The sequence below is a fragment of the Stenotrophomonas sp. TWI1183 genome (genome assembly GCF_039673115.1).
Classification (GTDB): domain Bacteria; phylum Pseudomonadota; class Gammaproteobacteria; order Xanthomonadales; family Xanthomonadaceae; genus Stenotrophomonas; species Stenotrophomonas maltophilia_AA.
Genome location: NZ_JBDJKZ010000002.1, coordinates 56869 through 81034, shown reverse-complemented (window position 1 = coordinate 81034; position 24166 = coordinate 56869). Strand labels below are relative to the sequence as shown.

General features: G+C 67.5%; 24 protein-coding genes. 19 read left to right on the top strand and 5 right to left on the bottom strand.

The window, feature by feature from the left end:
- The first annotated feature begins 111 nt into the window (after positions 1-111).
- Both ABE434_RS02745 and ABE434_RS02740 read left to right on the top strand, forming a co-directional pair.
- Positions 112-1224: a PLP-dependent cysteine synthase family protein gene (locus tag ABE434_RS02745; protein WP_176988132.1), complete on the top strand. Its 1113-nt coding sequence runs from the start codon at positions 112-114 to the stop codon at positions 1222-1224.
- A 118-nt stretch (positions 1225-1342) separates the two neighbouring features.
- Positions 1343-3376, top strand: coding sequence for a M3 family metallopeptidase (locus ABE434_RS02740; protein WP_346477738.1), 2034 nt, complete (start codon positions 1343-1345; stop codon positions 3374-3376).
- Between the two features lie 128 nt (positions 3377-3504).
- On the opposite strand, the gene ABE434_RS02735 is transcribed toward ABE434_RS02740, so the two are convergent.
- The gene (locus tag ABE434_RS02735; RefSeq protein ID WP_346477737.1) at positions 3505-4305 is read right to left on the bottom strand and encodes an SDR family oxidoreductase; all 801 of its coding nucleotides are present in this window, start codon (positions 4303-4305) and stop codon (positions 3505-3507) included.
- Positions 4296-4874, bottom strand: coding sequence for a DUF1415 domain-containing protein (locus ABE434_RS02730; protein ID WP_176988135.1), 579 nt, complete (start codon positions 4872-4874; stop codon positions 4296-4298). Before ABE434_RS02730 ends, ABE434_RS02735 begins: the two co-directional genes overlap by 10 nt.
- Before the next feature lie 212 nt (positions 4875-5086).
- On the opposite strand from ABE434_RS02730, the gene ABE434_RS02725 reads away from it, so the two are divergent.
- From ABE434_RS02725 to ABE434_RS02715, 3 genes are all read left to right on the top strand, one after another.
- Complete coding sequence (locus ABE434_RS02725) at positions 5087-6550, top strand: benzaldehyde dehydrogenase (RefSeq protein ID WP_346477736.1); 1464 nt, start codon at positions 5087-5089, stop codon at positions 6548-6550.
- Positions 6551-6564: 14 nt separating this feature from the next.
- Positions 6565-7692, top strand: coding sequence for an NAD(P)-dependent alcohol dehydrogenase (locus ABE434_RS02720; RefSeq protein ID WP_176988137.1), 1128 nt, complete (start codon positions 6565-6567; stop codon positions 7690-7692).
- An 88-nt stretch (positions 7693-7780) separates the two neighbouring features.
- Complete coding sequence (locus ABE434_RS02715) at positions 7781-8881, top strand: helix-turn-helix domain-containing protein (protein WP_346477735.1); 1101 nt, start codon at positions 7781-7783, stop codon at positions 8879-8881.
- Positions 8882-9238: 357 nt separating this feature from the next.
- Here the strand turns inward: ABE434_RS02715 and ABE434_RS02710 are convergent, their stop codons facing one another.
- Positions 9239-9721 carry a YajQ family cyclic di-GMP-binding protein gene (locus ABE434_RS02710; protein WP_176988139.1) on the bottom strand — a complete coding sequence of 161 codons (483 nt, stop codon included), beginning with the start codon at positions 9719-9721 and terminating at the stop codon, positions 9239-9241.
- A 78-nt stretch (positions 9722-9799) separates the two neighbouring features.
- Between ABE434_RS02710 and ABE434_RS02705 the strand changes: the two genes are divergently transcribed.
- From ABE434_RS02705 to ABE434_RS02685, 5 genes are all read left to right on the top strand, one after another.
- Complete coding sequence (locus ABE434_RS02705; protein WP_176988140.1) at positions 9800-10696, top strand: DMT family transporter; 897 nt, start codon at positions 9800-9802, stop codon at positions 10694-10696.
- Between the two features lie 142 nt (positions 10697-10838).
- Entirely contained in the window at positions 10839-11846 is a 1008-nt protein-coding gene (locus tag ABE434_RS02700; protein ID WP_179460010.1) for a methionine ABC transporter ATP-binding protein, read from the top strand.
- Entirely contained in the window at positions 11843-12532 is a 690-nt protein-coding gene (locus ABE434_RS02695; protein ID WP_346477734.1) for a methionine ABC transporter permease, read from the top strand. The genes ABE434_RS02700 and ABE434_RS02695 overlap by 4 nt, the downstream gene beginning before the upstream one ends.
- Positions 12533-12719: 187 nt before the next feature.
- Positions 12720-12998 carry a type II toxin-antitoxin system RelE/ParE family toxin gene (locus ABE434_RS02690; RefSeq protein WP_346477733.1) on the top strand — a complete coding sequence of 93 codons (279 nt, stop codon included), beginning with the start codon at positions 12720-12722 and terminating at the stop codon, positions 12996-12998.
- A 10-nt stretch (positions 12999-13008) separates the two neighbouring features.
- A complete protein-coding gene (locus ABE434_RS02685; protein WP_137190416.1) occupies positions 13009-13311 on the top strand; it encodes a HigA family addiction module antitoxin in 303 nt (100 codons plus the stop codon).
- 9 nt (positions 13312-13320) lie between these two features.
- On the opposite strand, the gene ABE434_RS02680 is transcribed toward ABE434_RS02685, so the two are convergent.
- Positions 13321-13932, bottom strand: a complete 612-nt coding sequence (locus ABE434_RS02680; RefSeq protein ID WP_176988144.1) for a lipocalin family protein — start codon at positions 13930-13932, stop codon at positions 13321-13323.
- A 203-nt stretch (positions 13933-14135) separates the two neighbouring features.
- On the opposite strand from ABE434_RS02680, the gene ABE434_RS02675 reads away from it, so the two are divergent.
- Together ABE434_RS02675 and ABE434_RS02670 are read left to right on the top strand one after the other, a co-directional pair.
- Positions 14136-14462, top strand: coding sequence for a hypothetical protein (locus ABE434_RS02675; RefSeq protein ID WP_241696400.1), 327 nt, complete (start codon positions 14136-14138; stop codon positions 14460-14462).
- Between the two features lie 34 nt (positions 14463-14496).
- Complete coding sequence (locus ABE434_RS02670; protein WP_346477732.1) at positions 14497-16593, top strand: prolyl oligopeptidase family serine peptidase; 2097 nt, start codon at positions 14497-14499, stop codon at positions 16591-16593.
- 84 nt (positions 16594-16677) lie between these two features.
- Here the strand turns inward: ABE434_RS02670 and ABE434_RS02665 are convergent, their stop codons facing one another.
- The gene (locus ABE434_RS02665) at positions 16678-17874 is read right to left on the bottom strand and encodes a pyridoxal phosphate-dependent aminotransferase (protein ID WP_179460013.1); all 1197 of its coding nucleotides are present in this window, start codon (positions 17872-17874) and stop codon (positions 16678-16680) included.
- 111 nt (positions 17875-17985) lie between these two features.
- Between ABE434_RS02665 and ABE434_RS02660 the strand changes: the two genes are divergently transcribed.
- The 7 genes from ABE434_RS02660 (at position 17986) to hslV (ending at position 24119) form a co-directional block, all read left to right on the top strand.
- On the top strand, positions 17986-20103 hold the full coding sequence (locus ABE434_RS02660) for a S9 family peptidase (protein ID WP_346477731.1): 2118 nt from the start codon (positions 17986-17988) through the stop codon (positions 20101-20103).
- Between the two features lie 102 nt (positions 20104-20205).
- A complete protein-coding gene (locus ABE434_RS02655; protein ID WP_176988149.1) occupies positions 20206-20643 on the top strand; it encodes a YbaN family protein in 438 nt (145 codons plus the stop codon).
- 156 nt (positions 20644-20799) lie between these two features.
- Complete coding sequence (locus ABE434_RS02650) at positions 20800-21042, top strand: lipoprotein (RefSeq protein ID WP_346471322.1); 243 nt, start codon at positions 20800-20802, stop codon at positions 21040-21042.
- A complete protein-coding gene (gene dapF / locus ABE434_RS02645; RefSeq protein WP_346477730.1) occupies positions 21035-21889 on the top strand; it encodes a diaminopimelate epimerase in 855 nt (284 codons plus the stop codon). The genes ABE434_RS02650 and dapF overlap by 8 nt, the downstream gene beginning before the upstream one ends.
- The gene (locus ABE434_RS02640) at positions 21886-22563 is read left to right on the top strand and encodes a DUF484 family protein (RefSeq protein ID WP_176988152.1); all 678 of its coding nucleotides are present in this window, start codon (positions 21886-21888) and stop codon (positions 22561-22563) included. The genes dapF and ABE434_RS02640 overlap by 4 nt, the downstream gene beginning before the upstream one ends.
- A gap of 22 nt (positions 22564-22585) precedes the next feature.
- A complete protein-coding gene (gene xerC / locus ABE434_RS02635) occupies positions 22586-23476 on the top strand; it encodes a tyrosine recombinase XerC (protein ID WP_346477729.1) in 891 nt (296 codons plus the stop codon).
- Between the two features lie 91 nt (positions 23477-23567).
- A complete protein-coding gene (hslV, locus tag ABE434_RS02630; RefSeq protein WP_019183676.1) occupies positions 23568-24119 on the top strand; it encodes an ATP-dependent protease subunit HslV in 552 nt (183 codons plus the stop codon).
- Positions 24120-24166 lie beyond the last annotated feature (47 nt).

Sequence of the window (24166 nt, the reverse complement as noted above, 5' to 3'; positions counted from 1 at the left end):
GAGTCGGGACCGGGGCTCACCATAGCATTGCCGCCCCGGAAATCTGGCCGTCCCGGTACCGCTCAAGCGGACGCAGTAGAATCTGCCCAGCCTTCCTTCAAGTGTTCATCCATGTCCCAGCGTGAATGGGTGGCCGCCGCCATCCGCAAGATCGAAGCCGACTTCAACCGTTCGGCCGATACCCACCTGATTCCGATGGACCTGCCGGGGTTCGAGGGCATCGACCTGTACTTCAAGGACGAGTCCAGCCACCCCACCGGCAGCCTGAAGCATCGCCTTGCGCGCTCGCTGTTCCTGTACGCACTGACCAACGGCTGGCTGCGCGAAGGACGTCCGGTGATCGAAGCCTCCAGCGGCTCCACCGCCGTGTCCGAGGCGTATTTCGCCCGCCTGCTGGGCCTGCCGTTCATCGCGGTGATGCCGGCGACGACCTCGCCGGAGAAGATCGCGGCGATCGAGTTCCATGGCGGCCGTTGCCATCTGGTCGAGCGTGCCTGCGACCTGAACTGCGATTCGGAAACGCTGGCCCGTGAAACCGGCGGCCACTTCATGGACCAGTTCACCTATGCCGAGCGTGCCACCGACTGGCGCGCGAACAACAACATCGCGGAATCGATCTTCAAGCAGATGGCCGAGGAGCCGCATCCGGTGCCCGAGTGGATCGTGTGCAGCCCGGGCACCGGCGGCACCGCGGCGACGCTCGGCCGCTACGTGAGCTACCGCCGGCATGACACCCGCATCCTGTGCGCGGACCCGGAGGTCTCGGTGTTCTATGACGGCTACTGCGCTGCGCTGGCCGGGCAGCCCTGGCGCGAGCTGACCTGCAGTGGCGGCTCACGGGTGGAAGGGATCGGCCGGCCGCGGGTGGAGTCCAGTTTCATCCCGACCAGCGTCGATGCGATGGTCAAGGTGCCCGATGCACTGAGCCTGGCGGCGATGCGCCACGTCAGCCGCCAGCTGGGCCGCCGCGTGGGCGGCTCCACCGGGACCAATTTCATCGGCGTGCTGCAGGCCGCGCAGCTGATGCGCGATGCCGGCCGCAGCGGTTCGATCGTGACCATCCTGTGCGACAGCGGCGAGCGCTACGCGCACAGCTATTACAACCCCGAGTGGTACCCAAAGCAGGGCATCGACGTGGAGGGAGCCGATGCGCTGCTCGCCGCTGCCGTGGCCGGGCAGGGGCTGCCGGTGCTGCCCTGCGTCTCGCTGGAAGCGTTGTACTGAGCAGGGCGCCGGATCTGGCGTGAACCTGGCCCATCGGCGCGCGCCGGGGCCTTGTGCGGGGTGGGGGGCAATGCCATATCGTGGGGTGATGCCGCTGCGGCGGCCCCGTTGTCTGGAGATGCCTGTGACCCCCACCAACCCCCTGCTCGATTTTTCCGGCCTGCCGCGCTTCGATGCGATCCGGCCCGAGCACATCGCCCCGGCGATCGACGCGCTGCTCGCCGAGGCCGAGGCGGCGGTGAAGACCGCCGAGACCGTCACCCCGGTGACCTGGGCGAGCTTCGCCGACCCGCTCGACGATGCCACCGAGCGCCTGTGGCGCGCGTGGGGCCAGGTCGGCCACCTGCAGGCCGTGGTGAACACCCCGGCGCTGCGCGAGGCGTACAACGCCAACCTGCCCAAGGTGACCCGCTTCGGCAGCGCACTGGGCCAGAACCTGGCGCTCTACCAGCAGTACCGTGCCCTGGCCGCCACGCCGGAAGCGGCGCAGTACGATCCGGCCCGCCGCAAGGTGCTGGAGAACGCGCTGCGCGATTTCCGCCTGGGCGGTGCTGAACTCGATGACGCCGGGAAGGCGCGCTACAGCGCGATCCGCGAAGATCTGTCCGCGCTGTCGGCGACGTTCTCGCAGAATGTGCTGGACGCCACCGATGCCTGGTCGCTGCACGTGGAAGACCCGGCCGAGCTGGCCGGCCTGCCGGACGACGTGATCGCTGCCGCGCGTGCGGCGGCGGAGAAGGACGACCTGCCTGGCTGGAAACTGACCCTGCAGATGCCGTGCTACCTGCCGGTGCAGACGTATGCCGAGCATCGCCCGCTGCGTGAAGCGCTGTACCGCGCCAACGCGATCCGTGCCTCCGAGTTCGGTGATGCCGCACTGGACAACAGCGGCAACATCGATCGCGTGCTGGCGCTGCGTGCGGAGCTGGCCACGCTGCTGGGCTTCGCCAACTACGCCGAGTATTCGATCGCGACCAAGATGGCCGAGGATGCGCCGCAGGTGTTGGGTTTCCTGCGCGATCTGGCCGCGCGTGCCAAGCCGTACGCACAGCGCGACCGCGCCGAGCTGGACGCGTTTGCCCGCGACGAACTGGGCATGCCCGCGCTGGAGGCCTGGGACCTGGCATTCGCCGCGGAGAAACTGAAGCAGGCGCGTTACAGCTATTCCGAGCAGGAGGTGAAGCAGTACTTCACCGAGCCGAAGGTGCTGGACGGCCTGTTCAGCGTGATCCGCAGTCTGTATGGCCTGGAGGTCCAGCCGGACAACGCGCCGGTCTGGCACCCGGATGTGCGCTTCTTCCGCCTGGTCGACGCACAGGGTGCGCTGGTCGGCCAGTTCTATCTGGATCTGTACGCACGCGAAGGCAAGCGCGGCGGCGCGTGGATGGACGATTGCCGCAACCGCCGCGATACCGCCTCCGGTGTGCAGACGCCGCTGGTGTACCTGGTCTGCAATTTCGGCAAGGGCGCCGCGGGACAGCCGGCGACCTTCAGCCACAGCGATGTGACCACGCTGTTCCATGAGATGGGCCATGGCCTGCACCAGTTGCTGACCCGCATCGGCGAACTCGGCGTGGCCGGCATCAATGGCGTGGAGTGGGATGCGGTGGAGCTGCCGAGCCAGTTCATGGAGAACTTCTGCTGGGAATGGGAGCGTGTGCAGGCGATGACCGCCCACGTGGGCACCGGCGAGCCGCTGCCTCGCGCGCTGTTCGACCGCATGCTGGCGGCGCGCAATTTCCAGAGCGGCATGTTCACCGTGCGCCAGCTGGAATTCGCCCTGTTCGACATGCAGCTGCACAGCGATTTCGATCCGGCCCAGGACAGCGTGCAGGCGTTGCTGGAACGCGTGCGCGATGAAGTGGCGGTCAACCGCCCCCCCGCCTGGAATCGCTTCCCCAATCAGTTCAGCCACATTTTTGCCGGCGGTTATGCGGCCGGCTATTACAGCTACAAATGGGCCGAAGTGCTCAGCGCCGATGCCTATGCTGCGTTCGAGGAAGCCCCGGACAAGGTGGCCGAAACCGGCCAGCGCTTCCGCGATGAAGTGCTGGCGCGGGGCGGCAGCCGTAGTGCGGCGGAGAACTTCGCTGCGTTCCGCGGTCGCGCGCCGACCGTGGATGCGCTGCTGCGCCATAAGGGGAGGGGGTGATCCCCTGTTGCTGTCGTGCCGGCCGCTGGCCGGCTCGGCACCATGCCGCCAGGAACGGGGTGTCATGCAACCTGAGGCGCCGGCCAGCGGCCGGCACTACCCCGTAGCGTGATCGGACGGTACCTCGATCACTCCGCGTAGATCATCTTCCGGGTCATGCCGCCGTCGACGATGTGGTCCTGGCCGGTAATGAAGCCGGCCAGGTCCGAGAGCAGGAAGACGGCCAGCGCGCCGATGTCCGGCGGCTGGCCGACACGGCCGACCGGATGCTGCGCATGATCGCGGCGCGAGAGCTTGGGCGTGCGCCGGCGTGACGGTGCCTGCCAGGCATCGGTGGTGATCCAGCCGGGGCTGATGCTGTTGACCCGCACCGCCGGCCCTTCGCTCAACGCGAGCGCATGGGTGAAGGCGACCAGCCCGCCCTTGGCGGCGGCATAGGCTTCACTGTCCGGTTCGGACTGCCACGCGCGCGTCGAGGCGATGTTGATGATCGCGCCCGTATGTTCGCGCAGGGCCGGCAGCGCATGCTTGCTGCACAGGAAGGCACCCTGCAGGCTGGAGAGGCGGCGTTGCCACTCAGCCACCGGCATGTCCGCCAACGGCGTGCCATGTGCGCTGGCGATGCCGGCATTGTTGACCAGACCGTCGATGCGGCCAAAGCGCTTGAGCGTGGCCTTCATCAACGCCTGCACGCTGCGCTCGCGGGCCACGTCCGCGCGCTGGAACGCCGCGCGTTCGGGCAGCGCCCATTCCTTCAGGCAGGCCTTGCCGGCATCGGCATCCAGATCGGCGATCATCACGCTGCCGCCGGCGCCGAGCACGGACTGCGCGATGCCGCGGCCGACGCCCTGTGCACCCCCGGTGATCACCACCACGCGGTCGCGCAGCGGCTGTGCCGGCCAGTCGAGGACCGGCGGCGTCAGTGACACGGCGGCATGTCGTTGCGGCCCAGCAGGCGCGTCCAGCCTTCGATGCCGAGCTTGTCCAGCGTTTCGATGTTGCGTTCCACGATCACGTCCGGATCCGGGAACGCGGCGACCGCACGCTCGACGCTGTCTTCGCGCAGCAGGTGCAGGGTCGGGTAGGGCGCGCGGTTGGTGTAGTTGCTCACGTCATCCGGCGCCGCGCCGGCGAACTGGTACTGCGGATGGAAGCTGGCCACCTGCAGGATGCCCTGCAGATCCAGTGCTTCGATCGCCGCATCGGCGTTGTCGAGGAAATCGTTGTAGTCCAGGAAATCGGTCAGCACGTCCGGGTGCACGATCAGCGTGGTGTCGATCTGCTCGGCCGGAGTATCGCGCAGCAGGATCAGCTCTTCGGCCAGTTCTTCGACCAGTGCTTCGGGGGTGGTGGCATCGCTGAGCACGAACCGCACCTGCTCCTTCACGTACACCGCTTTGGCGAACGGGCACAGGTTCAGGCCGATGACGATCTGCTCCAGCCACTTCCGGGTCTCGGCGATCGGGTCGTGGGTGGCGGTGAGGGACGCATCGTTCATGGCGGGCGGTGTCGCTGGCTGGGCTGTTGATTGTACGGCGCGGCGTGTGGGCACCGGTGTACGCATGCTTCCACTGTCCATTAACTGGACACCCGTCATGCTGATAAATCCTTATCCGGCAAGTACTTGCAGCACGCGAGCCACTGGCCAATAGGCAGTGGCCCGCCGCAGGTATCCAATGGCCGGGTACACGACGCAAGGAGTTATCCGCGATGGCAACACAAGCATTCCTGCCGACGGCCACCTGGTCCGGCAAGCTCTTCGATGGCCAGTGGACCTCGGGTGCAGGCACCCAGGACGTGGTCGAACCGGCCACCGGCGAACGCCTGGGCGAGATCGCGATGGCCGACCCGGCGCAGATCGCGCGCGCCGCCGCCACCGCCGCCAAGGCGCAGCGCGACTGGGCCAGCGCCCCGTACGACACCCGCGCGCAGATCCTGCGCCGCGCCGCGCAGCTGGCCGAAGAACACAACGATGAGATCGTGCAGTGGCTGGTCCGCGAAAGTGGCTCGACCCAGCTCAAGGCGGGCTTCGAGGCCAAGGTGAATACCAAGGCGCTGCATGAAGCGGCGGCACTGCCCTCGCGCAGCATCGGCGAAGTGCTGCCGTCCGAACCGGGCCGGTTGAACCTGGCGCGTCGCCGCCCGCTCGGCGTGGTCGGGGTGATCGCGCCCTTCAACTTCCCGCTGTACCTGGCCATGCGGGCGGTCGCCCCGGCGCTGGCGCTGGGCAACGCGGTGGTGCTCAAGCCGGATCCGCGTACCGCCGTGTGCGGTGGCTTCGTGATCGCGCGCCTGTTCGAACTGGCCGGGTTGCCGGCCGGCCTGCTGCACGTGCTGCCAGGTGATGGCGCGGCCGGTGCGGCGCTGACCAGCGACCCGAACATCGCGATGATCCAGTTCACCGGCTCCACCGGCGCCGGGCGCAAGGTCGGCGAAGCGGCCGGCAAGCACCTCAAGAAAGTGTCGCTGGAACTGGGCGGCAAGAACTCGCTGATCGTGCTCGACGACGCGGACATGGAGCTGGCCATCGCCAACACGGCGTGGGGCGTCTACCTGCACCAGGGCCAGATCTGCATGGCGACCGGCCGCGTATTGGTCCAGCGCAGCATCCATGCCCGCTTCCTGGAGAAGCTGGTGGCCAAGGCGAAGTCGCTCAAGGTCGGCAATCCGGCCGATGGCGAGGTGGCGATCGGGCCGCTGATCAACGCCCAGCAGCGCGACCACGCCGCGCGCATCGTCGCCGAGGCGCAGGCCGCCGGTGCCACGCTCGCGACCGGGGGTGGCTACAAGGACCTGTTCTTCGAGCCGACCGTGCTCAGCGATGTGAGCCGCGACAACCCGGCCTTCCACGAAGAAATCTTCGCGCCGGTCGCGGTGGTGGTGCCGTTCGATACCGATGATGAGGCGGTCGAGCTGGCCAATGACAGCGAATACGGCCTGTCGATGGCGATCGTGTCCAGCAATGTCGGCCGCGCACTGAAGCTCGGCGAACGACTGCGCACCGGCCTGCTGCACATCAACGACCAGACCGTGAACGATGAGGTGATCAATCCGTTCGGTGGCGTCGGCGCCTCGGGCAACGGCACCAGCATCGGTGGCCCGTCCAACATCGACGAGTTCACCCAGTGGCAGTGGATGACCGTCAAGGGCGAAGCGCCCGCGTATCCGATCTGAACCAGGAGACCCTCATGACCGCAACAGCAGAACTGCGCGACATCACCGTGGCCGTGGTGCGCGAAAAAGAACAGCCCTTCACGATCGAGAAGGCGCGCATCCGTGGCCCGCAGGACGATGAGGTCCTGGTCCGCGTGGTCGCCACCGGCCTGTGCCATACCGACCTGATCGTGCGCGACCAGTACTACCCCGTGCCGCTGCCGGCGGTGCTCGGCCACGAGGGCGCGGGTATCGTGGAAGCGCTCGGCCCGGGCGTGAAAGACCTCAAGGTGGGCGACCACGTCGTGCTGACCTACGGCGCCTGCGGCCACTGCAATCCGTGCAGCGGCGGCCACGGCGCGTACTGCAAGGACTTCTTCGGGCTCAACTTCGGTGGCGGTGCGCTGGACGGCTCCACCGCGATCCAGGATCCGGACGGCAACCCTCTGCACGATCACTTCTTCGCGCAGTCCTCGTTCGCCACCTACGCACTGAGCCGCGAGAACAATGCGATCAAGGTGCCCGACGATGCGCCGATCGAACTGCTTGGCCCGCTTGGCTGCGGCATCCAGACCGGCGCCGGGGCGGTGATCAACTCGCTCAAGGTGACCGCCGGCAGCAGCTTCGCCAGCTTCGGTGCGGGCGCGGTCGGGCTCAGTGCCGTGATGGCCGCGCGCGTGGCCGGTGCAACCACCATCATCGCCATCGACGTGGTGCCTTCGCGCCTGGAACTGGCCACGGAACTGGGGGCCACGCATGTGATCAACAGCCGCGAGGTCGATGTGGTCGACGCGGTGCGCGGGATCACCGGCGGCGGCGCCAACTTCGCACTGGAATCCACCGGGCGCCCGGAGGTGCTGGCACAGGGCATCGAAGCGCTGGGCGGGCTGGGTGTGATCGGCGTGGTCGGCGCCCCGAAGCTGGGCACCAAGGCCGAGTTCGACGTCAACAACCTGCTGCTCGGCGGACGCAGCATCCGCGGCATCGTCGAAGGCGACAGCGTGCCCAAGGTGTTCATCCCGCAGCTGGTGCAGCTGTACCAGCAGGGCCGCTTCCCGTTCGACAAGCTGGTGAAGTTCTACCCGCTGGACCAGATCAACCAGGCCGCCGAGGACAGCACCCGCGGTGTCACCCTCAAGCCGATCCTGACCATCGGCGGGTGAAACGGTCCGTCGCGGGCATGCATGCCTGCGACGACGTATCAGTCAGCTTTGCGGGAGTAGGCTGTCGGTCCGAGGTGGAGATCGACCGATGGCCGCGATGGTTCTGGAACAGCAGCAGGTACTGGCCGCCGCCCGTCAGCGCTTCGCCGAGGGCGGCGCGCTGATGGACAGCGTGGTCAGCCCGCCGGTACTGCGCTCCTGGGAGCGCTCGCGCCAGGCCGGCGTGCAGCCGCGGCAGGAGCCGTATTACGCGCCCCTTGCCCCGGCGGCCACGCGCCTGGATGACCCTGGCGACCGCCGCCTCGCACGCTGCGTGCGCGAGGACATGGACCATCTGTGGGCCGCCTTCGGGGGGCGCCAGTGGACCCTGTTCTGCGTCAACGCCGAGGGCCTGGTCATCGCCCAGCGCGAACATGGCCTGGCCGACGTGCCGGTGCTGCGCCCGATCCAGATCGGTCGCCGCCTGCGCGAGATCGACATCGGCACCACCGCACCGGCCTGCAGCCTGGCCGAAGACGCGCCCGCCCTGGTGCGCGGCAATGAACACTATCTCGACCGCTTCGCCACCGTGTTCTGCCTGAGCGTGCCACTGCACGGCCTGGACGGCGAAGTACTGGGCGCACTGGACATCACCGGCACCGGCGAACGCGACGCAGAGCTGCTGCACGGCTACTTCCGGCAAGCGGCCCTGTCGGCCGAGAACCGCCTCATGCAGGATCACCGCCCCTGCCATCTGTTGGCCGTCCAGCACGACGCGCGCTGGCTGCACTCACCGCTGCAGGGCCTGTTGGCCATCGAAGAAGACGGCCACGTGCGCGCCGCCAACCGTGTGGCCCGGCGCCTGTTCGGACTGCCGCGTCGCGGCCCCTTGCCCGTCCTCACCCTGGACGGCCTGTTCGCCGGCGCCAGCACCCACCAGCGCCGCCGCCTGCTGCAGGCCGGCCCCGCCCATCGCGTCCGCCTGGACGACGACACCGCCGTGCACGTGCAGTACCTGCGTGGACCGCGCGCACCGCATGCGAGCCTGAAGATCGACGCGGCCGGCGCCAACGGAGCAAGTGCATCGCTGCGCACGCACACCACACAGCACGTGCGTGATGCCGTGGCCGCCCATCAAGGCAATATCAGCGCCGCCGCACGTCAGCTCGGCATCTCACGCACGACGCTGTACAAACTGATTCGCGCGTAACGACAAACGCCCGGTGGTAAACACGCCGGCAGCCGCATCTTTTCGACCTGGGCAACGAGGTTGCCGGCCAGCGGCCGGCACTACCGCTTTGCTCGCCCATCCGCCGAGGAATCGTCGGGGCGTCGGGTAGGGCCAGGCCTTGCCCGGACCATGAGCGGCATGGATGCCGCGACATGAGCCCCCATGGATGGGTTCACGGCGGGTCCGGGCAAGGCCTGGCCCTACCCGACGCACCCCTCGGCAGTGAATCGCCAGCCTTTTGCGATGAACTGCCAGCGCTAAAGCCAACAACAGCCCATCAGCAACAAACAGCAGCGCTCTTCGCTGACGCTCTTCGCTACAGCGGTTCCGCCAAAATCAATCGCGGAAATTGTCGAACTGCAGCGGAACCTCGAACGTCTCCTTCCTCAGCAGCGCCATCGCATCCTGCAGATCATCGCGCTTCTTGCCCGTCACCCGCAGCTTGTCGCCATTGATCTGGCTGTCCACCTTCAACTTGGCCTCCTTGATCTTCGCCGCGATCTTCTTGGCCACCTTCTGCTCGATGCCCTGCTTGACCGTGATCTTCTGCCGCGCACCGGCCAGATTGGTCTCGATATCGCCGAACTCCAGGCAGGCCGCATCGATCTTCCGCGCGATCAGGCGCTGGCGCAGGATGTCCGTCATCTGCTGCAGCTGGAAATCGCTCGGCGCGGACTGGCTGATCACGCTGTCTTCCAGCACGAACTTCGCGTCCACCCCCTTGAAATCGAAGCGCGTGGACAGCTCGCGGTTGGCCTGGTCGACCGCGTTGGTCAACTCGTGGATGTCGACTTCGGAAACAACGTCAAAAGAGGGCATGGGCAAACTCCAACGGGTGAATGCCCCCATTCTACCAAGCCACCATGGACGGGCCGGCCAAGCCGGCGATAATGGGCCATGAACACGCAGAAATCCCCCACCCGCGCTGTCGCCTGGATGCTGATCGCCGTCGCCTGCTTTTCGCTGATGGATGCCGGCATGAAGCAGCTGTCGGCCAGCTATCCGACCCTGCAGGTCACCTTCCTGCGCGGCGCGGCCTCGCTGCCGTTCGTGCTGGTCTGGGTCCTGGCCACCGCGGGCCCGCGCTCGCTGGTGCCCAAACGCTGGGTCCTGCACCTGCTGCGCGGCGTGCTGGGCATGGTGATGATCGGCTGCTTCGTCTACGCCCTGCGCAGCCTGCCGCTCTCCACCGCCTACACCATCTACTTCGTCGCCCCGCTGCTGATCGCCGCGCTCTCGGTGCCCCTGCTCGGTGAGCACGTCGGCCCACGCCGCTGGATCGCCATCGGGATCGGCCTGATCGGCGTGCTGGTCGTGCTGCGCCCGGGCGTCGGCGGCATCATCTCCTTCCCCGGCCTGATGGTGCTGCTCGCCGCCACCGCCTACGCCCTGGCCGCGATCACGGTCAGCATGCTGACCCGGACCGACACCCCGCAGTCGATGGTGGTGTGGTTCCTGGTGATCATGGCGGTCGGCGCCGGCCTGCTCGCGATCCCGGACTGGCAGCCGCTGCAGCTCGGCCACGCGGCGCTGATCGCCGGCATGGGCCTGGCCGGGGCAGGGGGCCAGGTCGCCCTGACCCGCGCCTTCCAGCTGGGCGAAGCGTCGATGATCGCGCCGCTGGAGTACACCGGCCTGGTCTGGGTGATCGGCTGGGACCTGCTGTTCTGGGGCGTCCTGCCCGACCAGGTGACCTGGCTGGGCGCGGCGATCATCGTCGCCTCGGGCCTGTACCTGCTGCACCGCGAGCGGATCCGCCGGGTCCAGCCGCCGAGGCCGCTGGACCATCCCTGAGGCCGGCCGATGACCCGGGCCGGCCGGATCACGTTCCCTTAGAACCAAACGGAATATCATTCCGCGCAACCGCACGGGCCAGGGCCGCCCCGCGCTGGTAGGCTGCACGCCCCCTCCCGTCGATGCCCCGGTTGACCGCGAAGTGATCGAGTTCCAGCGCCTGCACAAATCCTATGCCGTCGGCGGCCGCGCGATTGCCGCGCTGCAGCCGCTCGACCTGACCATCGAGGCCGGCGAAGTCTTCGGCATCATCGGCCATTCCGGCGCGGGCAAATCGACCCTGATCCGGCTGATCAACCGGCTGGAGGAACCGACCGGCGGCCGCCTGCTGATCAACGGCGAGGACGTCACCGCGCTCGATGCCGAGGGCCTGCGCGTGCTGCGCCGGAAGATCGGCATGATCTTCCAACACTTCAACCTGCTGTCCTCGCGCACCGTCGCGGCCAACGTCGCGTTCCCGCTGGAGCTGGCCGGTACGCCGCGCGCGGAGATCGATGCGCGCGTGGACGAACTGCTGCATACCGTCGGCCTGGAAGCGCACGCCAGCAAATACCCGGCGCAGCTGTCCGGTGGCCAGAAGCAGCGCGTCGGCATCGCCCGCGCCCTGGCCACCCGCCCGCAGATCCTGCTGTGCGACGAGGCCACCAGCGCGCTGGACCCGCAGACCACCGCCTCGGTGCTCAAGCTGCTGGGCAGGATCAACCGCGAGCTGGGCCTGACCATCGTCCTGATCACCCACGAGATGGATGTGATCCGGCGTGTCTGCGACCGCGTCGCCGTGCTCGATGCCGGCCACCTGGTCGAAACCGGCCCGGTCACCGAGGTGTTCCTGCACCCGCAGCACCCGACCACCCGCCGCTTCGTCAACGAGTCCGAACAGGTCGACGAGGGCGAGCTGCACAAGGATTTCGAGGCCGTGGCCGGGCGCATCGTGCGCCTGACCTTCCTCGGCGCGGACACCTACGAACCGCTGCTGGGGCGCATCGCGCGCGAGACCGGCGTGGACTACAACATCCTGTCCGGCCGTATCGACCGGATCAAGGACACGCCGTATGGCCAGCTGACCGTGTCACTGGTCGGGGGCGACGTACAGGCCGCGCAGGCGGGCTTCGTCGCCGCCGGTGTCCACCTTGAGGAGCTGCGCCGATGATCCTGGCCACCGCAGGCGGGTTCTTCCGCCATCTCGACGCCGGCAAATGGGCCGATATCGGCCAGGCCACGCTGGACACCCTGCTGATGCTCGGCGGTTCGCTGCCGCTGACGCTGCTCATCGGCCTGCCGCTGGGCGTGCTGCTGTTCCTGACCGGCTCGCCGCAGATGCACCGCAAGCCGGTCCTGTACGGCTCGCTCGCATTGCTGGTGAACCTGCTGCGCTCGGTGCCGTTCATCATCCTGATGATCGTGCTGATCCCGCTGACGCTGTGGATGATGGGCACTTCGCTGGGCGTACGCGGCGCGATCGTGCCGCTGGTGATCGGCGCCGCGCCGTTCTACGCCCGCCTGGTCGAGACCGCGCTGCGTGAAGTGGACCGTGGCGTGATCGAAGCAACCCAGGCGATGGGCGCCACCACCTGGCAGCTGGTCACCCGGGTGCTGCTGCCCGAAGCGCGGCCGGGCCTGATCGCCGGCGCCACCGTCACCGTGATCGCCCTGATCGGCTTCACCGCCATGGGCGGTGCGATCGGCTCGGGGGGGCTGGGCGATCTGGCCTTCCGCGATGGCTACCAGCGTTCGCACACCGACGTGGCCCTGGTCACCGTGGTGCTGCTGCTGGTGCTGGTGCAGATCCTGCAGATGATCGGCGACCGCCTGGTGGAACACTACAGCCGGAAGTAACCGGTCGATACCGACCGTTGGTCGGTACGCCGCCCTCTGCGGCGGTGGGTCAGTCCCGGGTCACGCCGCCTTCTGGAATGCCAAGGCAGCAGCACGCGTAGATTCGATTGATCCAGTGTTTGCCCAGCGCATCATTGCGTGACAGGCATCTGTGTTACATTCCGTTTCGCGTAATACGCTGTGCGGAATGATTCAGTCCTTCCGATGCCGCCACACGTACGCGCTGTTTGCGGGACGATGCCCTCGACAATTCCGTGCGTTCCAGTTGCTGGCCGAGCGCAAGCTGCAGATGCTGGATGCTGCACAGACCCTGCAGTTCCTGCGCAGCCCGCCCGGAAATCGGCTCGAAGCGCTTTGCGGCAACCGACGCGGGCAGCACAGCATCCGCATCAACGCGCCGTGGCGACTGTGTTTTGTCTGGACCGACAACGGTCCGCGTGATGTCGAGATCGTCGATTACCACTGAGGTGCCACCCATGAGCCGCCCCACCAACAACCTCAGGGCCGTCCATCCGGGCGAAATCCTGCGCGAGGAGTTTCTGCTGCCGTTGCAGCTGAGCATCACTGCGCTGGCACGGGCGTTGGATGTGCCACCTACGCGATTGCATGCCATCGTGCATGAAACCCGCGGCGTCACGGCGGATACCGCAGTGCGCCTGGCGCGTCATTTCGGCGGGGACGCCGCGTCGTGGCTGGCCCTCCAGGCCGAGTACGATCTGAAGACGCTCCCGACCCGCCAGGAAATCGAGCGCAGGGTGCAGCCGCGCGAGGCCGCCTGACCGCCGCCCTTAGCGGACGTTCGGCACTTCAAAGCCCAGCCGGTCCACCTGTTCGGGGTGTTGCGGCACGCGCTTGAGCTTGTCGGTGTTGACCCCGTAATCGTCACGCAGGCGGGTCGCGAGCTCCTTGTAGAGCTCTTTGTCCATGTCCGGCTGGCGCGCGAAGATCCAGGCCATCTCGCGGCCCGGGTAGCCCAGCATCGCCCACGAGTAATCCGGCGCGACTTCTAGAACGCGGGTGTGGGTCGGCACGATCTTGTAGAACCAGGTGCGCCAGTTGTGGTTGCCACTCTTCTCGTCCACCGAGGCGCGGACGGTCAGCTCCTGCTGCGGCTCGGAGAATCCATCGCGGTAGCGGTATCTGATCGACACCTTCTGGTCGCCGCGCAGCTGGAACTCGTTGACGCTGGCGACGTGGCCACGCTCGATCGGGTTCGGCACGCGGCCGATCACATACCAGGTGCCCATGAAGCGCTGCAGGTCGATCGGCGCACCGGCGCTGTCGACCGCGACCGGCGTCGGCGCGGGTTCCGGTTTGGTCTCATGGCGGAACGCACAGGCTGACAGCAACGCCAGCGAGGAGACCAACAGGACAGCGCGAAGCGGGCGGTTCGAAGACATGCGGCGGAAGGCTCCAGTGGCTGGCAGGGGCATGGTGGGTGGGACGGCGGAGAACGTCAATGGCGGCGCAGCGGTTGGGTGACCGATTCATGCAATCACGATGGCGGGCGTCCTTCCTGCCACGTCCCCGACGAGGTCGCAGCCCTTGAGATGGCAGCGCGGCAAGGTGACGCATCACTTTCGCACGGAGCTGTGTCATGACCCTGTCGTCTTCCCCACGTTCGTCCGACCGTCCCGATCCCCGCGTGCTGCGTTGCGTCAGGCAGGGGGCACTGGCCGGGCTGGCCCTGGTCCTGGTGTGGCCGGCCGCACGGGGCCACAGCGAGTGGATCGGCTGGCTGCCGCTGTGGCTGGCCGGCATGCCCCTGATGGCCTGGTGGAGCCTGCATCGCTTCCGCCTGCCGCTGGCCGGCCTGCTCGCCCGGAGCGCCCGCCGTCGCCGGGGGCCGCAGGCACGACGTCGCAGCCGCCCGCTGGCGCGTCCGGCCCGGCCTGACCTTCGACACGTGAGCCGCGGCCAGCCGGTGTGATAGCGTCCCAAGGCTATGACTGCCTGGAGCTGCAATGTCACGATTCGCTTCCGCCTGCCTGATGGCAGGTCTGATCTCCGCCGGTGCGGCGGGAACCGCCATGGCTGCTGACGCCCCGGCGGACAAGTACGCCTGGCTTGAAGACGTCACCGGCGACAAGCCGCTGGCGTGGGTCAAGGAACAGAACGCCAAGTCCGAGGGCCGCCTGGCTACGACCCCGGCGTTCAAGCAGATGGAGACCAGCATCCGCGAGGTGCTTGACTCCGACGCCAAGATTCCCGGCGTGCAGAAGATCGGCGACTACTACTACAACTTCTGGAAGGACAAGCAGCACGAGCGCGGCCTGTGGCGCCGCACCACGCTGGCCGAGTACCGCAAGGCCTCGCCGCAGTGGGAAACCGTGCTGGACCTGGATGCGCTGAACAAGGCCGAAGGCGAGAACTGGGTCTGGCACGGCGCCGACTGCCTGCGTCCGGACTATTCGCGCTGCCTGATCGCGCTGTCGCGCGGCGGCGCCGATGCCGACGTCACCCGCGAGTTCGACCTGGCCAACAAGACCTGGATCAAGGACGGTTTCTTCCGCCCGGAATCCAAGGGTGGCCTGAACTGGATCGACCGCGACACTGTATTCGTCTACACCGATTTCGGCACCGGCACGATGACCACCTCCGGTTATCCGCGCGTTGCCAAGCTGTGGAAGCGCGGCACCCCGATGGCCTCGGCCTCGGTGGTCTACGAAGGCAAGCCCGATGACATGTACATCGCGGCCATGCACGACGATACCCCCGGCTACGAGCGCAACCTGGTCAGCCGCACGCTGGCCTTCTACAACAACGAGCTCTACCTGCGCGCCGACGACGGCACGCTGACCAGGATCGATGCGCCGAACTCGGCGGAGAAGGGCCTGCGCAAGCAGTGGCTGACCCTGGAACTGCGCGAACCGTGGACCGTGGGCGGCAAGACCTACGCCGCCGGCTCGCTGCTGGCCACCAAGCTGGACGACTATCTCGCCGGCAAGCGTGACTTCGACGTGCTGTTCGCCCCGACCGACACCACCTCGCTGGCGGGCACCAGCTGGACCCGGAACCACCTCATCCTGAACGTGCTGGACGACGTCAAGAGCCGCCTGAGCGTGCTGACCCCGGGCGACAGCGGCTGGAAGACGAGTGCCTTCACCGGCGCGCCGTCGTTCGGCACCGTGGCCGTCAGTGCGGTCGATGCCGATGACAGCGATGCGGTGTGGATGACCGTCACCGACTACCTGACCCCGACCACCCTGGCCATTGCCGAGATCGGCAAGCAGCCTGAAGTGCTCAAGACCATGCCGACGTTCTTCAACGCCGACGGCAAGGTGATCGAGCAGCACTTCGCCACCAGCAAGGATGGCACCCGCGTGCCGTACTTCGTGGTGCACGGCAAGGACATGAAGCTGGATGGCTCCAACCCGACCCTGCTGTACGGTTACGGCGGCTTCGAAATCTCGCTGACCCCGTCCTACTCCGGTGGCATGGGCCGCGCATGGCTGGAAAAGGGCGGCGTGTACGTGGTCGCCAACATCCGTGGGGGTGGCGAGTACGGTCCGCGCTGGCACCAGGCGGCGCTGAAGCAGAACCGTCACAAGGCCTATGAAGACATGGCCGCGGTCGCCCGTGACCTGGTCAGCCGCAAGATCACCTCGGCCAAGCACCTGGGCGTGCAGGGCGGCAGCAATGGTGGCCTGCTCACCGGCAACATGCTGACCCAGTACCCGGAGCTGTTCGGTGCGGTCGTGGTGCAGGTCCCGCTGCTGGACATGAAGCGCTACAGCCACCTGCTGGCCGGCGCCTCGTGGATGGCCGAATACGGCAATCCGGACACGGCCGACTGGGACTTCATCAAGACCTTCTCGCCGTACCACCTCTTCGACGCCAGCAAGACCTACCCGCCGGTGCTGTTCACCACCTCCACGCGCGATGACCGCGTGCATCCGGCGCATGCGCGCAAGATGGCCGCGAAGATGATCGACGCCGGCAAGGACGTGACCTACTACGAGAACATCGAAGGCGGTCATGGCGGCGCGGCGAACAACGCGCAGGCCGCGCACATGCAGGCGCTGGCCTACAGCTTCCTGTGGGAGCAGCTGAGCAAGTAACGACGCCTCCGGGTGGTGGGGCGTCGAGTTGGCCTCACCCCATTTATGCGCCGCGCAGCAATGCGCGGCGTTTTTTTTGGCCGATCAACGCACCCACGTTTCCAGCCCATGGGCGATCCGCCGCACGGCTTCTTCCAGCCGCGGAACTTCCTGTGTGTACGCAAGGCGCACATGCTCGTTCGCACGGTGGTGCCCGAAGTCCAGGCCCGGCGTGAACGCCACATGCTCGGTCTCCAGGAAATGCGCGCAGAACGCCTGCGCATCATCGGTGAATGCACTCACGTCGGCGTACAGATAGAACGCGCCTTCCGGTTCCACTTCGATGCGGAAGCCGAGCGCGCGCAGCGCCGGCAGCAGGTAATCACGACGCTCGCGGAACGCCGCACGACGCTGCTCGAAGATCGCGATCGAGTCCGGCTCGAAACAGGCCAGCGCCGCATGCTGGGCGATGCTCGAGGCGCTGATGTACAGATTCTGCGCCAGCTTCTCCAGCTCCCGCACCGCCTGCGGTGGCGCGACCAGCCAGCCCAGGCGCCAACCGGTCATCCCGTAGTACTTCGAGAAGCTGTTGAGCACGAAGGCTTCGTCATCCACCTGCAGCACGCTGGCCGCGTCCATGCCGTAGGTAAGGCCGTGGTAGATCTCATCCACCACCAGGTGCCCGCCGCGCGCCTTCAACGACTGCGACAGCGCTGCCAGCTGCGCCGCGGAGAGCACGGTGCCGGTCGGGTTGGCCGGGGAGGCGACCAGCGCACCGACACTGTCGGCGTTCCACTGCCGTGCCACCAGGTCCGGCGTCAGCTGGTAGGCCGTCTCCGGGCCGACCGGCACCAGCTGCGCGGCGCCTTCCACCAGCCGCAGGAAGTGCCGGTTGCACGGATAGCCCGGATCGGCCAGCAACCAATGCTTGCCCGGGTCCACCAGCAGGCTGCTGGCCAGCAACAGGGCACCTGAGCCGCCCGGGGTCACCAGGATGCGCTCCGGATCGATCTGCACCTGATACCGATCCCGGTAGAACCCGGCGATCGCCTCGCGCAGCGCGGGCAGGCCGCGGGCCGCCGTGTAGCGCGTATGGCCGGCCGCCAGCGCTGCCTGGCCGGCGCGTACGATCGGGGCGGCGGTGGTGAAGTCCGGCTCGCCGATCTCCAGGTGGATCACGTCGTGGCCAGCCTGCTCCAGCGCCTGGGCGCGGGCCAGCAGCGACATCACGTGGAAGGGTTCGATTTCCTGGCTGCGGCGGCTGTAGCCGGTGCCGGTGGGGGGCGTGCGGGAAGTGTCCATGGCCTGATGATAGGCGCAGTGACCAACGACAGGCTTGCTGCTGGCCCACCCGCCGGCACAGACTGCAGGAACACGGACGCCATTGCATTCCCCCGCCAGGAGCCCTATCTCGTGAAACCCGCCCTTTGTTTACTGGTTGCCAGCCTCATGACCTCCAACGTGCACGCCGCCCCCGCGCTGACCCCGCCTGACGCCGAGAAGCACCCGCACACGGTGAAGGCACCCTTTGGCGCGACCCGCAGCGATGAGTACTACTGGCTGCGCGACGACAAGCGCGAAAACACGAAGATGCTGGCCTACCTGAACGCGGAAAACGCCTACACCGATCAGGTCGTGGCCCCGCTGAAGCCGCTGGAAGACACCCTGTACAAGGAGATCGTCGCCCGCATCAAGCAGGACGACGCCAGCGTGCCCTCGCGTGACCGCGGCTACTGGTATTACACCCGCTTCGAAACCGGCAAGGACTACCCGATCCAGGCGCGCCGCAAAGGCAGCATGGAGGCGCCGGAGGAAATCCTGCTCGACATCAACACGATGGCCGAAGGCAAGGGCTACTTCAACGTGGGCGATGCCGATGTCAGCCAGGACAACCACGTGCTGGCCTGGGCCGAGGACGATGTCGGCCGCCGCCAGTACGTGATCCGCTTCAAGGACCTGCGCACCGGCGAAGTGCTGCCGGACCGCATCGAGAACGTCTCGCCCAACGTGGTCTGGGCCGACGACAACCGCACCCTGTTCTATGTCGAGAATGATCCGGAAACGCTGCTCACCGTGCGCGTCAAGAAGCACGTACTGGGCACCCCGGCCAGCAGCGACGCGCTCGTTTACGAAGAAAAGGACGACAGCTTCTACATGGGCGTCAGCCGCACCCGCGATGACCGCTTCCTGACCATCGAGCTGCACAGCACGGTCAGCTCGGAAACGCGCTACGCCCCGGCCGCCGATCCGCAGGCGTTCACGGTGCTGGCCCCGCGTGCGCGCGACGTCGAATACGATGCCGACCACTTCAATGGCCGCTGGGTGATCCGCACCAACGATGCGGACGCGAAGAACTTCAAGCTCGTCACCGCGCCCAGCGATTCCACCGCGCGCAGCCAGTGGAAGGACTGGGTCGCGCACGATGACGCCGTGCTGATCGAGGGCTTCGAACTGTTCGACGGCTTCACCGCGATCGCCGAGCGCTCCAACGGCCTGGAGCGCGTGCGCCTGCTGTTCCCGGACGGTCGCCAGGACTACGTCAAGGCAGACGAGCCGGCCTACTCGATGGGGCTGGCCGCCAACAGCGAGCACGACACCCCGTGGTTGCGTTACGCCTACACCTCGCTGACCACGCCAACCACCACCTACGAGCTCAACACCGTTACCGGCGAACGCCGCCAGCTCAAGCAGCAGCCGGTGATCGGTTACGACCCGTCGAAGTACACGACCGAACGCGTGTGGGTCACCGCCCGCGATGGCGTCAAGGTGCCGGTGTCGCTGGTCTACCGCAACGGTTTCAAGAAGGACGGCACCGGCGCGCTGTACCAGTACGCCTACGGCAGTTACGGCATGTCGATGGACCCGGGCTTCAACCAGACCGTGGTCAGCCTGCTGGATCGCGGCGTGGTGTATGCCATCGCCCACATCCGCGGCGGCCAGGAAATGGGCCGTGCGTGGTACGAGGACGGCAAGCTGCTCAAGAAGCAGAACACGTTCAACGACTTCGTCGATGTCACCCGTGAGCTGGTCCGCCAGGGCTATGCCGCCAAGGATCGTGTCGCCGCCTCCGGTGGCAGCGCCGGCGGCCTGCTGATGGGCGCGGTAGCCAACCAGGCCCCGCAGGACTATCGCGTGATGGTTGCCCAGGTGCCGTTCGTCGATGTGGTCACCACCATGCTCGACGCCAGCATCCCGTTGACCACCAACGAGTACGACGAGTGGGGCAATCCGGAGCAGCGCGAGTACTACGACTACATGCTCAAGTACTCGCCGTACGACAACGTCAGCAAGCAGGCGTATCCGGCCCTGTTCGTCGGCACCGGCCTGTGGGATTCGCAGGTCCAGTACTGGGAGCCGGCCAAGTGGGTGGCCAAGCTGCGCGATGACAACACCGGGCACTTCCCGATCGTGTTCCGCACCAACATGGAAGCCGGCCACGGCGGCAAGTCCGGTCGCTTCCAGCGTTACCACGAGCTGGCCGAGTCGTACGCGTTCGTGCTCGACCAGCTCGGCGTCACCCAGACCCCGTAACGCCGGCTGCTGCTGCACGCTGTACGCCGACGACCCCGTGTCGTCGGCTGCCGCAGGCGGGTGACCATCGCGGCGGCCCGGCCGGGTCGTTATGCTGGGGGCATGTCCCGGCCCGAACACCCCGTGGTTTCCGAAGCGCCGGCTGAGCGGGGACGGGTGCGTTTCCGCTGGGCGTGGTGGCTGCTGGCCTATGTCAGCCTGGGCACCGGCATCGTCGGCATCTTCGTGCCGGGCCTGCCCACCACGGTGTTCATCCTGATCTCGGCCTGGGCTGCCTCGCGCGGTTCCGAGCGCCTGCACAACCGCCTGCTGGCGCACCCCCAGTTCGGTCCGGCGATCCGCAACTGGCAGGCGCATGGCGCGGTCAGCCGCCGCGGCAAATGGATGGCGAGCCTGACCATGGCCGTGTGCGCGGGCATCATGCTGTGGTGCGTGCCGGTCGCGTGGGTGAAATGGCTCTCCATCGGCAGCATGGCCTGCGTGGCGCTGTGGCTGTGGACCCGGCCGCTGCCGCCTGGGGATGCACACCGGCCCCGGTAGTGCCGGCCGCTGGCCGGCACCCATGAGCCCGTCAGGATGTGCGGGGAGCCGGCCGGCGGCCGGCACTACCGGGGGGCCTCCCAGGGTGTAGTTTTCGCGCTGCCCGTTCATCCACCCAGCACCCAAGCGCTCAAACACCGCGGCTATACTCGGAGGATGAAAACATCCCCCCGTACCCTCATCTCCCTGACGCTGGCCGCCTCGGCGCTGCTGGTGCTGTCGGCCTGTGGCAACAAGGGCCCGCTGGTCCTGCCGCAGAAGCCGGTCCCGGTCGAAGAACAGCTGGTTGAACCGGCTGCCGACGCCACGCCGCCGGCCGCCGATGCCGATACCGATTCCCCGGTGGTTCCCGATCCCGTCGACGCCCCGGCGCTGAAGGCCAATGACGGGAATGAGTAAGTCGAACACCTCCGCGGCGCTGCGCTTCACCAAGATGCATGGGGCCGGCAATGATTTCGTGGTGTTGGACCTGCGCGATGGCAGCGCGCCGCCGGACGCTGCGCTGGCCGCGCGTCTGGCCGATCGCCACACCGGCGTGGGCTGCGACCAGATCCTGACCATCGAGCTGCCCAAGGCGGAAGGCTCGGTCGCCTCGTATCGGATCTGGAATGCCGATGGCAGCAGTTCCGAGCAGTGTGGCAACGGCGCGCGCTGCGTGGCGGCCTGGCTGGTGCGTGATGGCGCAGCGACCGGGAGCACCTTCGCGATCGACAGCCCGGTCACCACGCATGCGGTCGAACGCCTGAGCGACGACCAGTACGCGGTGGCCATGGGCGTGCCGCGTTTCGAGCCGGAGAACGTGCCGCTGATCGGCTTCGCCCGCGCCCGCGAGGAGTACCTGTTGCCGTTGCAGGGCGACACGGTGCGCTTCGGCGCGGTGTCGATGGGCAACCCGCACGCCGTGATCGAAGTGGGCCTGGTCGATGCCGCCCCGGTCGAGCGCCTGGGCCCGTTGCTGCAGCAGCACGCCTCGTTCCCGAAATCGGTCAACGTCGGTTTCGTGCAGGTGCTCGGCCCGCAGCACGCGCGCCTTCGCGTGTACGAGCGCGGTGCCGGCGAAACCCTGGCCTGCGGCAGTGGCGCCTGCGCCGCGGCCGTGGTGATGATGCAGCGCGGTCGCCTGCAGCGCGATGCGACGATGTCGCTGCCCGGCGGTGACCTGCGCATCCGCTGGCCGGCCGATGATGCACAGATCGTGATGTCCGGACCCGCAGCCTTCGTCTTTGATGGGGAGTGGAACGCATGAGCGAGACCGCCGAGAAAATCGGATCGCATGAAGTAGCCGCCTGGCTGCGTCGGCATCCGACCTTCCTGAAGCAGTTCCCGGACCTGGCCCTGACCCTGGTGGTGCCGCGCGATGACGGCCCCACCGCGTCGCTGGCCAGCTACCAGCTGGAAGTGCTGCGCGACAAGAACCGTGAGCTGTCGCGGCGGCTGGCCGATCTGGCCACCAACGCGCAGATCAACGAGCGCTTGGCCGTGCGCACGCACCAGCTGACCCTGGCATTGATGAAACAGGACTCGGCGGCGGACACCCTGCGGGCGATGGCCGCCTCGCTGGAAGAGGATTTCGCCGGTGATCTGGTCCGGCTGATCGTGCTGCATCCGATCGCCGGGCTGGAACAGGCTCCGTGGCTGCAGGTGATCGAGGAGAGCAGCCCGTTGCTGGGCGTGTTCCGCGATTGCCTGAAAGACGGCGAACCGATCTGCGGCCGCCTGCAGCCGGAAAAGAACACCGTGCTGTATGCCGGGCGCGCTGAAGAAGTGCAGTCCAGTGCGTTGCTGCCGCTGCCGGGTGTCGGCCTGATCGCGGTCGGCAGTCATGACGGCAATCGGTTCTACCCGGGCATGGGCACGCTGTTCCTGCGCATGATGGGCGAGTCGCTGGTCGTTGCCCTGCAGCGTTTCCCGTCGCCCTGATCGCCCATCGAGCGGCGTCGTCGTGAGTACCGCGCAGGACTTCCTGTCGCATCTGCAGGTGGAGCGCCGCATGTCGGCGCACACGCTGGATGCCTATCGCCGTGACCTGGACGCCCTCGCGGCGTGGTCGGACGGGCAGGGGACCGTCATCGACACGCTGGACAGCGCGCACTTGCGCCAGTTCATCGCCGCCGAACACCGCCGTGGGTTGTCGCCCACCTCGCTGCAGCGTCGGCTTTCGGCGTGCCGCAGTTTCTATGCGTGGCTGCTCAAGCACCACCGCATCGCCGCCAATCCGGCCACGGGCCTGAAAGCGCCCAAGGCACCACGCAAACTGCCGCAGGTGCTCGATGCCGATGAAGCCGTGCAGCTCGTCGAACTGCCGACCGACGCCCCGCTCGGCCTGCGTGACCGCGCGCTGCTGGAACTGTTCTATTCCTCGGGGCTGCGCCTGAGCGAACTGTGCGCGCTGATCTGGCGCGACCTGGATTTCGATACCGGCCTGGTCAACGTGCTGGGCAAAGGCAACCGCGAACGCCGCGTGCCGTTCGGCTCGCACGCACGCACCGCGCTGCAGGGCTGGCGGGCTGACAGCGGCGGCGCGGCGACCGCACCGGTATTCCCCGGGCGCAAGGGAGGCCCCATCACCCAGCGCGCCGTGCAGATCCGCATCCGCCAACTGGCCCAGCGCCAGGGCCTGTTCAAGCACGTGCACCCGCACATGCTGCGGCACAGTTTCGCCAGCCACATCCTGGAATCCTCCGGTGACCTGCGCGGCGTGCAGGAGCTGCTCGGCCATGCCGACATCGCCACCACGCAGATCTACACCCATCTGGACTTCCAGCACCTGGCCAAGGTCTACGACGCCGCGCACCCGCGCGCCAAGCGCCGCAAGAGCGGCAACGAAAGCTGAATCGATCCGCTGCGGCATCCGGGCGCAGGGCGGGGCGGGTTGAAGCGTCGGGCAGAGACCCCACCTCAGTCTTTGTCACCCCGGAGGCTCCATGGACCCCAGTCAGAACCCCAACGTATTTCATGCCACCACCATCATCTCGGTGCGGCGCAATGGACATGTCGCCGTCGCCGGCGATGGCCAGGTCACGCTCGGCCACACGGTGATGAAGGGCAACGCCCGCAAGGTGCGCCGCCTGGGTCGCGAGGGCCAGGTGCTGGCCGGTTTCGCCGGTGCCGCCGCCGATGCCTTCACCCTGTTCGAGCTGTTCGAGGCCAAGCTGGAAAAGCATGGCCAGCTGCAGCGTGCCGCGGTGGAACTGGCCAAGGACTGGCGCACCGAGCGCCGCCTGGGCAAGCTCGAAGCGCTGCTCGCCGTCGCTGACAAGGACACCTCGCTGATCATCAGCGGCACCGGTGATGTTATCGAACCGGAAGACGGCATCATCGCGATCGGTTCCGGCGGCTCCTATGCCCTGTCGGCCGCCCGCGCGCTGATGGCGCACACCGAACTGGACGCCCGCACGATTGCCACCGAGTCGATCAACATCGCCGGCGACATCTGCATCTACACCAATCGCAACGTGGTGGTCGAGGAGCTTTGACCCGACGGGTCAACGCTCGGTAGAGCCACGCCATGCGTGGCTGCGGT

Excerpts from the sequence above, each read along its gene's own strand:
- ABE434_RS02745 (WP_176988132.1), top strand. The coding sequence starts at position 112 with ATGTCCCAGCGTGAATGGGTGGCCGCCGCCATCCGCAAGATCGAAGCC.
- ABE434_RS02740 (WP_346477738.1), top strand. The coding sequence starts at position 1,343 with ATGCCTGTGACCCCCACCAACCCCCTGCTCGATTTTTCCGGCCTGCCG.
- ABE434_RS02730 (WP_176988135.1), bottom strand. The coding sequence starts at position 4,874 with ATGAACGATGCGTCCCTCACCGCCACCCACGACCCGATCGCCGAGACC.
- ABE434_RS02725 (WP_346477736.1), top strand. The coding sequence starts at position 5,087 with ATGGCAACACAAGCATTCCTGCCGACGGCCACCTGGTCCGGCAAGCTC.
- ABE434_RS02720 (WP_176988137.1), top strand. The coding sequence starts at position 6,565 with ATGACCGCAACAGCAGAACTGCGCGACATCACCGTGGCCGTGGTGCGC.
- ABE434_RS02715 (WP_346477735.1), top strand. The coding sequence starts at position 7,781 with ATGGCCGCGATGGTTCTGGAACAGCAGCAGGTACTGGCCGCCGCCCGT.
- ABE434_RS02710 (WP_176988139.1), bottom strand. The coding sequence starts at position 9,721 with ATGCCCTCTTTTGACGTTGTTTCCGAAGTCGACATCCACGAGTTGACC.
- ABE434_RS02705 (WP_176988140.1), top strand. The coding sequence starts at position 9,800 with ATGAACACGCAGAAATCCCCCACCCGCGCTGTCGCCTGGATGCTGATC.
- ABE434_RS02695 (WP_346477734.1), top strand. The coding sequence starts at position 11,843 with ATGATCCTGGCCACCGCAGGCGGGTTCTTCCGCCATCTCGACGCCGGC.
- ABE434_RS02690 (WP_346477733.1), top strand. The coding sequence starts at position 12,720 with ATGATTCAGTCCTTCCGATGCCGCCACACGTACGCGCTGTTTGCGGGA.
- ABE434_RS02685 (WP_137190416.1), top strand. The coding sequence starts at position 13,009 with ATGAGCCGCCCCACCAACAACCTCAGGGCCGTCCATCCGGGCGAAATC.
- ABE434_RS02680 (WP_176988144.1), bottom strand. The coding sequence starts at position 13,932 with ATGTCTTCGAACCGCCCGCTTCGCGCTGTCCTGTTGGTCTCCTCGCTG.
- ABE434_RS02670 (WP_346477732.1), top strand. The coding sequence starts at position 14,497 with ATGTCACGATTCGCTTCCGCCTGCCTGATGGCAGGTCTGATCTCCGCC.
- ABE434_RS02665 (WP_179460013.1), bottom strand. The coding sequence starts at position 17,874 with ATGGACACTTCCCGCACGCCCCCCACCGGCACCGGCTACAGCCGCCGC.
- ABE434_RS02655 (WP_176988149.1), top strand. The coding sequence starts at position 20,206 with ATGTCCCGGCCCGAACACCCCGTGGTTTCCGAAGCGCCGGCTGAGCGG.
- ABE434_RS02650 (WP_346471322.1), top strand. The coding sequence starts at position 20,800 with ATGAAAACATCCCCCCGTACCCTCATCTCCCTGACGCTGGCCGCCTCG.
- dapF (WP_346477730.1), top strand. The coding sequence starts at position 21,035 with ATGAGTAAGTCGAACACCTCCGCGGCGCTGCGCTTCACCAAGATGCAT.
- ABE434_RS02640 (WP_176988152.1), top strand. The coding sequence starts at position 21,886 with ATGAGCGAGACCGCCGAGAAAATCGGATCGCATGAAGTAGCCGCCTGG.
- hslV (WP_019183676.1), top strand. The coding sequence starts at position 23,568 with ATGGACCCCAGTCAGAACCCCAACGTATTTCATGCCACCACCATCATC.